Source organism: Methylobacterium goesingense (assembly GCF_022179225.1).
Lineage (GTDB): Bacteria > Pseudomonadota > Alphaproteobacteria > Rhizobiales > Beijerinckiaceae > Methylobacterium > Methylobacterium goesingense.
On sequence record NZ_BPQL01000107.1, the window covers coordinates 24,683 to 38,448 of the forward strand.

Below are 13,766 nucleotides of genomic sequence, written 5' to 3' on the forward strand. Positions count from 1 at the left end.
GGAGATCATCGACCGTGTCCAAGACATCGTTTTCGCGCGCCCTCACGGCTGCGCTGCTCGGCCTCGCCCTGACCACCGCGGCCCGGGCCGACACCAAGGACTACGAGTTCCAACTGGTGAAGGACGAGGCCAAGCAGGGGGAGGCCATCCTCGACGTCCGCCTCGTCGACAAGCGCACGTCCAAGCCCGTGCCGAACGCCGTCATCTTCGCCAAGCGGATCGACATGGCGCCCGACAGCATGGAGGAGATGACCTCCAAGATCGAGCAGATGCCCTCGCCGGAACCCGGCATCTACCGGTTCAAGGCTAAGCTGACGATGGCCGGCGGCTGGCGCCTCTCGCTCGGGGCCAAGGTCCAAGGCGAGACCGGCACCGTCGAGAACAAGCTGGTGTTCAAGGCCACCAAGTGAGCCGGTCGGCTTGGGCAGCCGGGACCCTCGCCGCGCTCGCGGCGGGGGTTTTGGGGTATGGCGCGGGGCATGAGGGCAGCCCCGTGCCGGCGTTCGTCCAGCAGGCGCGGACCGGGTTCGCCCACTGGCTGCCAGGTGGCGAAACAGGGTCCCCTGCGCCCGCTCGGGTCCCGCCCAAGGCCACGGGTCCCGTGGTCTACTACCGGGACCCGGACGGGAAGCCGGACTACGCCTACGAGCCGACACGCACCGCGGATGGTCGCGACTATCGCGCCGTCCGCGCCAGCGAGGACGTGCGCTTCGACGAACCCGACGAGGCGGAGGCGATGCCCGACGCCGGCCACGGCGACATGGCCATGGGTCAAGCCACGACGCCTGCGGGGGGCCGCAAGGTGCGCTTCTACCGCAACCCGATGGGCCTTCCGGACACCTCGCCGATTCCGAAGAAGGACACGATGGGGATGGACTACCTCCCCGTCTACGAGGGCGAGGACACCGACGACGGCACCGTGAGGATCTCGCCGGGCAAGCTCCAGCGCACCGGGGTCCGGACGGCGGTCGTCGAGCGACGCGTCCTGTCGATGCCGGTGCGCGCGCCCGGCGCCATCGAGGAGGACGAACGCCGGATCTCGGTCATCGCGATGCGCACCGACGCCTTCATCGAGAAGGTCGAGGGCGTCACCACCGGCGACCACGTGCACAAGGGCCAGCCGCTCATGCGCCTGTTCTCGCCCGAGATGAACGCGGCCGCCGCGCAGTACCTCACCGGCATCGGCTACGAGGGCGCCCGCCGGCGCCTGGAGAACCTCGGCATCCCGCCCGAGGTCATCGACGAGATCGAGCGCACCCGGAAGGTGCCCTCCACCATCACGTGGTCGGCGCCCCGCGACGGCGTCGTGGTCGAGCGCAACGTCTCCGACGGCATGCGCGCCAAGTCCGGCGACACCCTGTTCAAGCTCGTCGACCATTCCAGGGTCTGGGTCCTGGCCGACGTGACAGAACGCGACTTGGCGGCCGTGGCGGAGGGCCAGACGGCGACCGTGCGCGCCCGGACGTTCCCGGACCGCGTCTTCACCGGCGCTGTGACCCGGATCTACCCGCACCTCGCCATGGCGACCCGGACCGCCCGCTTGCGCATCGAGCTGCCGAACCCGAACGGCGACCTGCGCCCGGGGATGTTCGCCGACGTGACGATCGCCACCGGCAGCGACAGGCCGGTGGTGGCGGTGCCCGACGACGCGGTAATCGACACCGGCACGAAACAAGTCGTCCTGCTCGACAGGGGCGAGGGCCGCTTCGAGCCGAGACCGGTCAGGCTCGGCACCCGCGGCGACGGCTACGTCGAGATCCGCGACGGCATCGTCGCCGGCGACCGGGTGGTGACCTCGGCCAACTTCCTCATCGATGCCGAGAGCAACCTGAAGGCGGCGCTGCAGGGGCTTTCCGAGCCCAAGCCCCATCCCGGCCCCCAGGCCGCCGCCGAGGGGAAGGCGCCATGATCGCCCGCCTCATCGCCTGGTCGGCCCGGAATCTGGTGCTGGTCCTGATCGGGACGGTGTTCGCGGTCGGAGCCGGGCTCTACGCCCTGAGGACCCTGCCGCTCGATGCGATCCCTGACCTCTCGGACGTCCAGACCATCGTCTACACCGAGTACCCCGGGCAGGCGCCCCAGGTCATCGAGGACCAGGTCACCTACCCGCTGACCACCGCGATGCTGACGGTGCCCCGGTCGAAGGTCGTGCGCGGCTTCTCGTTCTTCGGGGTGTCGTTCGTCTACGTCATCTTCGAGGACGGCACCGACCCGTACTGGGCGCGCAGCCGGGTGCTCGAATACCTCAACACCGTGGCCAAGCGCCTGCCGGCCGGCGTCACCCCGACCCTGGGACCGGACGCGACCGGGGTCGGCTGGGTCTACCAGTACGTCGTGGTCGCCAAGGAACGCACGCTGGCGGAGCTCCGCTCGCTCCAGGACTGGGTCGTCCGCTTCGGGGCGTCGCGTGCCGAGGGCGTGGCGGAGGTCGCCGGCGTCGGCGGCTTCGTGAAGCAGTACAACGTCGTGGTCGATCCGAACCGGCTGCGGGCGCAGGGCATCACCCTGTCCAAGCTCCGGGAGGCCATCCGGGCGAGCAACGCCGATGTCGGCGGCCGAACGGTCGAGCTCTCCGAGTTCGAGTTCGTCGTCCGCGGCCGCGGGTACCTCAAGAGCGTCGCCGACATCGAGAGCATCGTCCTGAGGACCGAGGCGGGCGCGCCCCTGCGGGTGAAGGACGTCGCCAAGGTCGAGCTCGGTCCCGACGAGCGCCGCGGCATCACCGAGATGAACGGGGACGGCGAGGTCGCCGGCGGGATCGTCCTGCAACGGTTCGGTGCCAACGCCCTGAACGTCATCGAGAACGTGAAGGCCCGGCTTTCCGAGGTCGCCGCCAGCCTGCCCAAGGGCACGGAGATCCTGCCGGTCTACGACCGCTCGCACCTGATCGGGGCGGCCATCGAGACCCTCAAGGGCACGCTGATCGAGGAGAGCGCCATCGTCGCCCTCGTCTGCATCGTGTTCCTGCTCCACGTCCGCAGCGCGCTGGTGGCGATCCTGATGCTGCCGGTCGGCATCCTCATGGCGTTCGCGGGCATGAAGGTTTTGGGGCTCGGGGCCAACATCATGAGCCTCGGCGGCATCGCCATCGCGGTGGGTGCCATGATCGACGCCGCCATCGTGATGATCGAGAACGCCCACAAGCACCTGGAGCGGGCGTCTCCGGACAAGCCCCGGGTCGAGATCCTGATCGAGGCCGCAAGCGAGGTCGGGCCGTCGCTGTTCTTCTCGCTCCTGATCATCACGGTCAGCTTCTTGCCGATCTTCACCCTGGAGAGCCAGGAGGGCCGCCTGTTCGGTCCGCTGGCCTTCACCAAGACCTTCGCCATGGCCGCGGCGGCGGTGCTGTCCCTGACACTCGTCCCGGCGCTGATGGTGCTGTTCGTCCGAGGCCGGATCATCCCCGAGCACCGCAACCCGGTGAACAGACTCCTGATCTGGATCTATCGGCCCCTGATCGCCGGCGTCCTGCAGGCGCGGGTCCTCACCGTGCTAATCGCCCTCGTCATCCTAGCGGCGACGGCATGGCCGGCGAGCCGGCTCGGATCGGAGTTCATGCCCGACCTCGACGAGGGCACCCTGATGTACATGCCCACCACCCTGCCGGGCATCTCGGTGACCAAGGCCGGTGACCTGCTCGCCACCCAGGACCGCATCATCAAGTCGTTCCCCGAGGTCGCCTCGGTCTACGGCAAGGCCGGACGGGCCAACACCGCGACCGACCCGGCGCCGAGCGAGATGTTCGAGACGATCGTCAACCTGAAGCCGAAGGCCGAGTGGCGTCCCGGGGTCACGACGGCGAGCCTGAAGGCCGAGATGGACGCCGCGCTCCATTTCCCCGGGGTCTCGAACGCCTGGACCCAGCCGATCCGCGCCCGCATCGACATGCTCTCCACCGGCATCCGCACGCCGGTCGGGATCAAGGTGCTGGGGACGGACCTGACCGAGATGGAGAAGGTCGCCCGCCAGGTCGAGGCGGTGGTGAAGGCGGTGCCGGGCACGTCGAGCGCCTACGCCGAACGGGTGCAGGGCGGCTACTTCCTCGACATCACCCCCGACCGCCAGGCGCTGGGCCGGTACGGGCTGACCGTCGGCGACGTGCAGGACGTGATCGGGATGGCGCTCGGCGGCGAGAGCGTCACCAACACCGTCGAGGGCCGCGAGCGCTACACCGTCAACGTGCGCTACCCGCGCGCCTTCCGCTCCGATCCGCGATCCATCGCCTCCGAGGTTCAGGTGCCCATCGCGGGCGGTGGAACGGTCCCGCTCGGCGAGGTGGCCAAGGTGCAGTTGAACCGCGGCCCAACCCAGATCCGGACGGAGAACGGACAGCTTGCGGTCTTCATCTACGTCGACGTCGCCGGTCGCGACCTCGGGGGCTACGTCGCCGAGGCGAGGGCCGCGGTCGCCAACGAGGTCAGGCTCCCCCAAGGCACCCTCGTGCAGTGGAGCGGACAGGTCGAGTACCTCGACCGGGCGACGGCCCGGCTCAAGGTCGTGGTCCCGCTGACGCTGCTGATCGTGTTCCTGCTGCTCTACCTCAACTTCCGGCGGCTCACCGAGACGCTCATCGTCATGCTGTCGCTGCCCTTCGCCCTCGTCGGCGGCGTCTGGCTGATGTGGTGGATGGGGTTCAATATGTCGGTGGCCGTCGCGGTGGGCTTCATCGCCCTGGCCGGCGTCGCGGCCGAGACCGGGGTGATCATGCTGGTCTACCTCGACCATGCGCTGGCCGAGATCCGGGCCGGATGCGACCGCGCCGGACGGGCACTCACCCGTGCCGACCTACGGAGGGCCATCATGATCGGCGCGGTCGAGCGGGTGCGTCCGAAGATGATGACGGTGGTCGCCATCATGGCCGGGCTCCTACCGATCCTCTGGAGCACCGGATCGGGATCCGAGGTCATGCAGCGGATCGCGGTGCCGATGATCGGCGGCATGGTATCGTCGACCATCCTGACCCTGGTCGTGATCCCGGCGGTGTACGGCCTCATGAAGGGGTGGTGGCTCCCGGAGGACGCAGGCGAGCGCGAGTCCGTCCTTCAGCCGGGTCAGCCGCCGGACCCATTGAGCGGTACTCATCCCGCCCTGGCTGGCCAACGATGATGCAGGTCGTCGATGACGAATGCGTGGGCGTGACTGCGGCCTCCATGCAGGTGCGGGTGCCGGACGTCGAGGTCCGCGTGGGCGTGCTCGATCACGTCGGGGTCCGCCGCCGGCCATAGCCGGGCCGCCGTGGCGACGCCGGCAAGCGTCACCGCCCCGAGGATCGCCAGCGTGGCAGGCATCCCCACGGACGGCCCCAGCCAGCCGGCCAGCGGATAGGTGAGCAACCAGGCTGCATGGGACAGGGCGAACTGTGCGGCGAAGAGGGCCGGCCGGTCCTCCTGGGTCGCCGAGCGGCGCAAAAGCCTGCCGGTGGGGGTCTGCACGGCGGAGTAGGCGAAGCCGAGGACGAGCCAGGTCGCGAGAAGGAGCGGCCATCCGATGGTGCCGCCCCGGGTAATGGCGGCGACGCCGAGGAGCACCACGCCGAGCAGGGCCGCCGCCGGGATCATGACGGCGCGGTCCGCGAGCCGGTCGAGCAGGCGCGGCAGCGTCAGGGCGGCGATCATGGAGCCGCCCCCGAACAGGCCTAGGGCGAGGGCCACGTCGGCCTGGGGGCGCTCCATGAGGCCCTGCACGATCACCACGGTGTTGACGATGACCATCGCGCCGGCCGCGGCGACCGCGAGGTTCAGGGCGAGCAACCCGCGCAGGCGCGGCGTCGCGAGGTAGATCCTGAGGCCCCGCGTCGTGCGGTCGTAGATGCCGCCTTGCCGGTCGGACCGGGTGGCGGTCGGCAAGGTCACGGACACCGCAAGGGCCGCCGAGCACAGGAAGCCGACGACTGTGCCACCGAACAGCGCGTTATAGGGCACGACCGTCAGGAGAAGGGCCGCCAGGGTCGGGCTGAGCAGGTTCTCCAGGTCGTAGGCTAGGCGCGAGAGCGAGAGGGCGCGGGTGTAGTCCCGTTCGTCCGGCAGGATGTCCGGGATGGTGGCCTGGAAGGTCGGTGTGAACGCCGCCGAGGCCGATTGCAGGACGAAGATCAGGACGTAGACCTGCCAGACCTGGTCGACGAAGGGCAGCGTCAGGGCGATGGCGGCGCGGACGAGGTCCGTGCCCACCAGGAATGCGCGTCGTGGCAACCGGCTCGTGAATGCCTGGGCCACCGGGGCGACGAGGACGTATGCGACCATCTTGATGGCCAGCGCCGTCCCGAGGACGGTGCCGGCGCGGTCACCGGCGATCCGGAATGCAAGAAGCCCGAGGGCGACCGTGAGCAGGCCCGTGCCGATCAGGGCGATGACCTGGGCCGCGAACAGATGGCGATAGGTGCGATGGGCGAGGACGCTCAGCATCGGGTCCTCACAGGTACTTCGCGAGCAGCTTGAACTCGGCGAGGGCGTCCTTGGTGGACTTGCCTCCCTGCCCGACGCCGTCCGCGAGGCAATGCTCCATGTGGTCCTCGATGAGGACGCGCTTGGCGTTCGTAATGGCGCTCTCGACCGCATGCAGTTGCTGGGCGAGGTCCACGCAGGGGCGGCCCTCCTCGATCATCGCGATCACCCCGGCGAGGTGGCCGTGCGCGCGCTTCAGGCGCTTGACGATATCCGGATGCGAGGCATGTTCCATCCCACGATCCTATCCCCCCGGAGGGGATGCATCAATCGGCGTCGCTCGCTACGGCGGCGTGTCGTGGCCGGCCTGCGGTCCGTTTTCGCCGAGCAGGTCCGTGACGTGGGACTCGGCCGGATGGCCGGTGGCGGCGCGGTGAACCTGCGAGCATGCCGCGAAGCCCGGACCCGAGACCGTCATCACCAGCATGCGGGTGCCGTCGTCCTTCGTGCGCATCGCCAGGGTGGTGCGCGCCTCCGGCCATTCCAGGGCGTTCGCGGCAGGTCCGATCCGGGGCTCGCCGTGGCGCCGCACGCCCTCCCGCCGCATCGCCTCCCACGCCGACGCGGCGGCGACGTCGCCGAGCGGGCGCCCAACCCAGACCACTTGCTGCAGGCCCTGGTCCCGGCAGACGACGAGGATGACCTGGGCCGTATCGGTGCCCGAGGCGAGCGGCCGGTCGTGGAAGTAGAACAGCCCGGTCAGGTTCGCCTCGCGGTCGACCATGGAAGGCGGCGCGATCCGGTCGACCGGTCCCCACGAGAGACCGAACGGCGCCTCGTCGCCCGAAGCGGCCGCCGGCGTCGAAATGGCAGCCCACGCCGCGATGGCGAGCGCTGGACGGCACGGCATTTGGCTACTCCGCCGCCCTGAGGTGCGCCGGCGCCTCCGCCACCCGGGCCGGCGAACCGACCGTCGCGGTCCGGGCGAACCGGGCATAGAGGGCGGGGAGGATCACCAGCGTCAGGAGGGTCGCGCTGATGAGGCCGCCGATGACGACGGTCGCGAGCGGCCTCTGGATCTCGGCCCCCGTCTCGGTCGCCAGCGCCATCGGCACGAAGCCCAGCGACGCCACCAGGGCGGTCATCGCCACCGGCCGGAGCCGGGTCATCGCGCCTTCGAGGATGGCCTCCCGGCGCGGCTTCCCTTCCGCGATGAGCTGCTTGATGTAGGTTAGCATCACGAGTCCGTTGAGGACCGCCACCCCTGACAGGGCGATGAACCCCACCGCCGCCGGCACCGAGAACGGCATGCCCCGCAGCCACAGGGCGGCGATGCCCCCGGTGAGCGCCAGCGGGACCGCGCTAAACACCAGCAGGGCGTCCCGCGCCGAGTTCAGGGCCGAGAACAGCAGCAGGAAGATCAGGAAGAAGCACACCGGCACCACCACCATCAGGCGCTGCCGGGCCGAGGCCAGGTTCTCGAACTGGCCGCCCCAGGTCACGTAGTAGCCAGACGGCAGCTGCACACCCGATGCGACCTTGGCCTGCGCCTCCGCCACCAGCGAGCCGATGTCGCGGCCGCGCACGTTGGCGGTGACCACGACCCGGCGGCGCCCGTTCTCACGCGAGATCTGGTTCGGCCCCTCGGTGACGGAGAAGCTTGCCACCTGCTTCAGGAGCACCGAGGCCGCGCGTCCGTTGAGGCCGGGAGGCAGCGGCACCGGGATGTTTTCCAGCGCCTCGCGGTCCTCGCGCACCTTGTCGTTCAGGCGCACCACGATGGGGAAGCGACGGTCGCCCTCGAAGACCATGCCGGCCTCGCGGCCGCCGATGGCCGCGCCGATGACGTCCTGGATTGCGGACGTGCTCAGGCCGAGGCGGGCCGCCTCCGTCTTGTTGATCTTGATCTCCAGGAACGGCAGGCCCGCCGTCTGCTCCACCTTGACGTCGTCGGCGCCCTCGGTCCCCCGCAGGATCGCGGCGACCTGGTTGGCGGCCTTGAGCATCGGCTCGAACTCCTCGCCGAACACCTTCACGGCGAGGTCGCCGCGGGTGCCGGCCAACAACTCGTTGAAGCGAAGCTGGATCGGCTGGGAGAACTCGTAGACGTTGCCGGCGAGCGCCCCAAGGGCCTTCTCGATCTGCTCCTGCAGGTCGGCCTTGGACAGGTCCGGATCGGGCCATTCCTCCTGCGGCTTCAGGATGACGAAGGTGTCGGACGAGCTCGGCGGCATCGGGTCGGAGGCGACCTCCGCGGTGCCGGTCTTCGAAAAGACGTAGGCGACCTGGGGGAATCTGCTGATCGCCTGCTCGACCTTCAGCTGCATCGCCTGCGACTGCGTCAGCGATGTCGAGGGGATGCGCTGGGCGTTCAGCGCGATGCTCTTCTCGTCGAGCTGAGGGATGAACTCCTGCCCCAGCTTGGTGAACAGGAAGCCGGCGCCGACGAGCAGCACAAGGGCGACCGCGACGAAGGTCATCGGGACGCGCAGGGCGGCGCCAAGGACAGGACGGTAGGCGGCCTTGATCCCGCGGATGAGGACGTTGTCGGTCTCGGTGACCTTACCGGTGATGACGATGGCGATCATCGCCGGCACGAAGGTGAGCGACAGGACGAAGGCCGAGACGAGGGCGATGATGACGGTCAGCGCCATCGGTTCGAACATCTTGCCCTCGACCCCGGTGAAGGTGAGGAGCGGCACGTAGACGAGGATGATGATGGCCTGCCCGTAGAGGGACGGCTTGATCATTTCCTCGGCCGAGGCGCGCACGGTGACGAGGCGCTCCTCCAGGTCGAGCTTGCGCCCGAGCTCCCCCTGGCGCTCCGCGAGGTGGCGCAGGGCGTTCTCGGTGATGATGACGGCGCCGTCGACGATGAGGCCGAAGTCGAGGGCGCCGAGGCTCATCAGGTTGGCGCTGATGCGGCCCTGGACCATGCCGGTCATGGTTATCAGCATCGCCACCGGGATGACGAGGGCGGTGACGATGGCCGCCCGGATGTTGCCGAGCAGCAGGAACAGGATGACGATGACGAGGGCGGCGCCCTCGGCCAGGTTCTTGGCCACGGTCCGGATCGTGGCCTCGACCAGAAGGGTCCGGTTGAGGACGGTCTGGACCTCGACGCCGGGGGGGAGCGTGCGCCGGATTACCGTCATTCTCGCGTCGACGGCGGCCGAGACCGTCCGGCTGTTCTCGCCGATCAGCATCAGGGCGGTGCCGATGACGACCTCGCGCCCGTCCTCGCTACCCGACCCGGTGCGCAGGTCGCGCCCGATCCGGACTTCCGCGATGTCCGAGATGCGGACCGGCACGCCGCCGCGCGTGGTCACGACCACGGAGCCGATGTCCTCCATGGTCTCCAGGCGACCTGCGGCACGGACGACGTAGCCCTCGCCGTTGTCCTCCAGGTAGCGGGCGCCCTGGTTTGCGTTGTTGGCCTCCAGCGCCCGGCCGATGTCGGCGAATGACAGGTCGAGGGCGGTCAGCTTCATCGGGTCAGGCTGGACGTGGTACTGCTTGTCGAAGCCACCGATGCTGTCGACGCCGGCCACGCCCGGCACGGTCTTCACCTGGGGGCGAATGATCCAGTCCTGGACCGTGCGCAGGTAAGCGGTGCGTTCGAGCTCGGTCGCGAGCCGCTGGCCCTCTGGGGTCAGGTAGCTCCCGTCACCTTGCCAGCCCGCCTTACCGTCCGGGGAGACCTTACGATCCTTCGGTTGGGCATAGTGGATCGACCACATGTAGATCTCGCCCAGGCCCGTCGAGATCGGTCCCATGTGCGGCTCGGCCCCCGGCGGCAGGGTCGACTTCGCCTCGCCGATCCGCTCCGCGACCTGCTGGCGGGCGAAATATACGTTTGTCGCCTCCGAGAAGACCGCGGTGACCTGCGAGAAGCCGTTGCGCGAGAGCGAGCGCGTGTATTCCAACCCCTTGATGCCGGCGAGCGCGGTCTCGACCGGGTAGGTCACCTGCTTCTCGATATCGACCGGCGAGAGCGACGGCGCCGTCGTGTTGATCTGCACCTGGTTGTTGGTGATGTCCGGCACCGCGTCGATGGGAAGCTTGGTCAGCGAGAACACGCCGAAGCCGGCCGCCAGCAGCGACAGCAGCACCACGAGCCAACGCTGGTGGACGGAGAAGTCGAGGATCTTCGAGATCATGATGGCCGCCCTCAGTGGTCGTGGTCGGCTTCGGCCTTGCCGAGCTCGGCCTTCAGGACGAAGGAGTTGGCCACCGCGACCTCGTCGCCGGGCTTGAGGCCGGTCAGGATCTCGAAGGCGTCGTCGTCGGCCTTGCCGATGGTCACGTCCCGGCGTTCGAAGCCCTCCTGGGTGCGGACGAACACGACCTTCTCGCCGCCGATGGTCTGGATCGCGGACTTCGGCAGCCGCACCTTCACCGGGTCGCGGGCGATCTCGACCTCGGTTGTCACGAAGGTGCCCGGCCGCCATGCCATGTCCTTGTTCGGCAGGGCGACGATGACCCGGGCGGAGCGCGTCTCGGCGTTGAGGATCGGGCTGACGAAGACGACCTTGCCCTCGCCGCGGGGGCCGTCGTCGCCCCCGACGATGGTCACCTTGGCGCCCTCCCGGACCTTCGAGAGCTCCGTGGTCGGGATGGCGAGCTCGATCCACACGGAGGACAGGTCGGCGACGGTGTAGACGTCGGCCGGGTCGCCCTCCTTGCCGACGGCTGTGCCGACGTCGACCTTGCGCTCGACCACACGCCCGGCGAGCGGGGACTTCAGCTCGTAGCGGCGCAGAGACGACAGGTTCGGGGTGGTCTCGTCCTTCTTGGCTGAGGTGGCGACCTCGGCCGCGTTCAGCCCCAGGGCCGATAGCTTCTGGCGTGCCAGGTCGACCCGAAGCGTCGCCTCGGAGTAGGCCGCCTTGGCGTTCAGGAATGCGGACTCGGCCGAGATACGCTTGTCCCAGAGGGCCTGCTGGCGGTCGAAGTTGGTCTTCTCCAGGTCCGCCTTGACCGTCGCGGTGAGGAAGTCGCTCTTGGCCTCGGCGACCTCGCGGCTGTCGAGGACGGCCACGACCTCGCCCTTGGAAACTTCCTCGCCGAGGCGCTTGCGCATCTCGGCCACGGTGCCGACGACCCGTACGGGGACGCGAGCGATCCGGTCGGCGTCCTGGGCGATGGTGCCGGGCACCAGGAGATGGCGCGAGAGGATGCCGCCCTCGACCGTGGCGAGCTTGATGTCCTGCTCGGCGGCCTGCTCGGCGGACATCTTGATCTTGCCCTCGCCTTCCTGATCGTGGCCGTGCGCCTCGCCTTCGGCGTGTTTGTGGCCTCCGGCTTCCGGCTTGGCCTCGCCCTCCGAGTGCTTGTGCTCGTCGTCGGCATGCTCGTGGCCATCGTCGGCTGCGGGTGTCGCCGGCTTGGTCATGGCTGCGTTGGTCGGCAGCGTCGCCCGGGCGTTCGTTAGGCCGGCGGCGGCGAGCGCACCCTGCACGACCTCGGACACACGGGGGAAGGCACCGCCGATGGCGATGCCGATGGCCAGGAAGGCCACGGAAAGGAATGCACGCATGGGAATGGGCCGGGTCCGCCAGGGACGTCGCCGCCGCTCGTGCGGTCAGGGACGGTCCCGTACTGGGTGATCGCGATGGTGAGGCGGCCGGGGCCCGCGGGGGGGCGGCCGGGACGCGCCACGGACGTGGCGACGTCGCCTCAGGCGCGAGGCGGCCTGGGAAGGCGGTCGGGCGAGACCGATCCGATGGGGGTCGTCACGGTCGCGTAGGAGGCGCGCGCGGTCCCGCGGGACGGCAGCGTGGGCGTCCCGTCGACGTTCAGGGCCTGGTGGCAGCCGCAATTGGCATGGCAGGCCGGACAGGTATCGGCGTGGTCCGGCCTGGAGCCGTCCGCCGGGGCCGACATGGAGAGTTCGTGGCTGACGGACCGGTGAGCCTCGGCGGAATGGATCGCGCCGGGGACGACGAGAGCCATGACCAGGACGAGCGAAAGCGCGCGGACGGTGGACGCCCACCAGCCAAGCATCGTCTCGTAGGCCCTGATCCGGGGTCCCGTGGTCATGGTCGCCTTATGAACGATTCAGGGCCACCCGTACATGCCGGGTGACCCGAGACGTGGCTCGCGCCTCAATAGTCGTCGTGATGATGATGGTGGTGCCTGCGCTCGCCGTAGAACCCACGCTCCCCGTAGAAGGCCCTGTCGCCGTAATCCCGATGCGGCCGGTGGATGACGACATCGTCGTGGTCGCCGTGGTGGTAGCGGTCGACATGGACGTCTCCGCGCCTGTCGAAGTCGCCGCCGTAGTATTGGGCGGACGCCGCGGCCGGGGCGAGGATCAGGCTGACGGCGATCAGGACTGGGATGCGGACACGCATGGCTCGTTCCTCAAGGGATGATGCCGTCAGGATCGGCTTCGACGGTTGAACGAAGCCTGAAACCGCCGTTCATTCATCGGCTGACGAAAGTACCGAACTGATCTCACGGCACGCGGATGCAGTGCTCCTCCGGTCGCACAGGTTAAGGCATTCCCTTCGGGTCGGGCATGTTTCCGATGGCTCAGACGACGTTGGCGGGAGCGAGGGCGCATGCGGTGTCGGCGCTCGTCTCGACCTGCAGGGTGGTGTGGCCGATGCCGAACCGTTCCTTGATGCCGGCGGCCGCGTTCATGAGGAAGACGTCGTCGGGACGTCCTCCGGGCATCAGGAGATGGGCGGTCAGGCAGGTCTCGGTGGTGCTCATCGCCCAGATGTGGAGGTCGTGCAGGGTGGTGACGCCGGGCAGTCCTTCGAGATGGCTGCGGACGGCGGCCGGATCGATGCCCGGCGGGACGGCGGCGAGGGACAGCGTGAGGCTGTCCCGCAGGAGTCCCCAGGTGCTCCAGACGATGACCGCGACGATGGCGAGGCTGACGACGGGATCGAGCCAGGTCCACCCGGTATACAGGATCACGAGGCCGGCGATGACCACGCCCGCCGAGACGGCGGCGTCTGCGGCCATGTGCAGGAAGGCGCCCTTGATGTTGATGTCGCCCTTGGCGCCCGAGGCGAACAACCAGGCGGTGATGCCGTTCACCAGGATGCCGACCGCCGCGACGACCATCACGGTCTTGCCGGCGACCGGGACGGGCTCGCCGAAGCGCTGGATCGCCTCCCAGGCGATGGCGCCGACCGCGACCAGCAGGAACACCGCGTTGAACAGGGCCGCCAGGATCGACGACCCCTTCATCCCGTAGGTGTAGCGGGCGCTCGGGGCGCGCTTGGCCAGCACCATGGCGACCCAGGCCACCACGAGGCCGAGCACGTCCGAGAGGTTGTGGCCGGCATCGGCCAACAGGGCCATCGAGTTCCCCAGCACCCCGTAGGTGGCCTCGACGGCGACGAAGCCGACGTTGAGGGCGATGCC

At 69.2% G+C, this 13,766-nt stretch carries 11 protein-coding genes; 3 read left to right on the forward strand and 8 right to left on the reverse strand.

Translation table 11 applies throughout. The features are described 5' to 3' along the window. Window positions 1–14 precede the first annotated feature (14 nt). From MFF30_RS18520 to MFF30_RS18530, 3 genes are read left to right on the forward strand one after another with little or no spacing between them, the layout of a single operon-like run. Complete coding sequence (locus MFF30_RS18520) at window positions 15–410, forward strand: FixH family protein (protein ID WP_238280953.1); 396 nt, start codon at window positions 15–17, stop codon at window positions 408–410. Then, a complete protein-coding gene (locus tag MFF30_RS18525; RefSeq protein WP_238280954.1) occupies window positions 407–1,909 on the forward strand; it encodes an efflux RND transporter periplasmic adaptor subunit in 1,503 nt (500 codons plus the stop codon). Before MFF30_RS18520 ends, MFF30_RS18525 begins: the two co-directional genes overlap by 4 nt. Next, window positions 1,906–5,106, forward strand: coding sequence for an efflux RND transporter permease subunit (locus MFF30_RS18530; RefSeq protein ID WP_238280955.1), 3,201 nt, complete (start codon window positions 1,906–1,908; stop codon window positions 5,104–5,106). The genes MFF30_RS18525 and MFF30_RS18530 overlap by 4 nt, the downstream gene beginning before the upstream one ends. On the opposite strand, the gene MFF30_RS18535 is transcribed toward MFF30_RS18530, so the two are convergent. The 8 genes from MFF30_RS18535 to MFF30_RS18570 all read right to left on the reverse strand — a co-directional run. Further along, on the reverse strand, window positions 5,079–6,404 hold the full coding sequence (locus MFF30_RS18535) for an MFS transporter (RefSeq protein ID WP_238280956.1): 1,326 nt from the start codon (window positions 6,402–6,404) through the stop codon (window positions 5,079–5,081). The two genes, MFF30_RS18530 and MFF30_RS18535, sit on opposite strands and share 28 nt — an antisense overlap. A gap of 7 nt (window positions 6,405–6,411) precedes the next feature. Beyond that, window positions 6,412–6,678, reverse strand: coding sequence for a metal-sensing transcriptional repressor (locus MFF30_RS18540; protein ID WP_056220763.1), 267 nt, complete (start codon window positions 6,676–6,678; stop codon window positions 6,412–6,414). Window positions 6,679–6,726: 48 nt separating this feature from the next. After that, entirely contained in the window at window positions 6,727–7,293 is a 567-nt protein-coding gene (locus MFF30_RS18545; RefSeq protein WP_238280957.1) for a threonyl-trna synthetase, read from the reverse strand. 4 nt (window positions 7,294–7,297) lie between these two features. Beyond that, the gene (locus MFF30_RS18550; protein WP_238280958.1) at window positions 7,298–10,543 is read right to left on the reverse strand and encodes an efflux RND transporter permease subunit; all 3,246 of its coding nucleotides are present in this window, start codon (window positions 10,541–10,543) and stop codon (window positions 7,298–7,300) included. Between the two features lie 11 nt (window positions 10,544–10,554). After that, complete coding sequence (locus MFF30_RS18555) at window positions 10,555–11,922, reverse strand: efflux RND transporter periplasmic adaptor subunit (RefSeq protein ID WP_238280959.1); 1,368 nt, start codon at window positions 11,920–11,922, stop codon at window positions 10,555–10,557. 140 nt (window positions 11,923–12,062) lie between these two features. Next, window positions 12,063–12,425 (reverse strand): hypothetical protein, encoded by a 363-nt coding sequence (locus tag MFF30_RS18560; RefSeq protein WP_238280960.1) that lies wholly within the window; start codon window positions 12,423–12,425, stop codon window positions 12,063–12,065. A gap of 65 nt (window positions 12,426–12,490) precedes the next feature. Further along, complete coding sequence (locus tag MFF30_RS18565) at window positions 12,491–12,739, reverse strand: hypothetical protein (protein WP_238280961.1); 249 nt, start codon at window positions 12,737–12,739, stop codon at window positions 12,491–12,493. A gap of 181 nt (window positions 12,740–12,920) precedes the next feature. After that, the coding region (locus MFF30_RS18570; protein WP_238280962.1) for a cation diffusion facilitator family transporter at window positions 12,921–13,766 on the reverse strand (846 nt) is incomplete at its 5' end.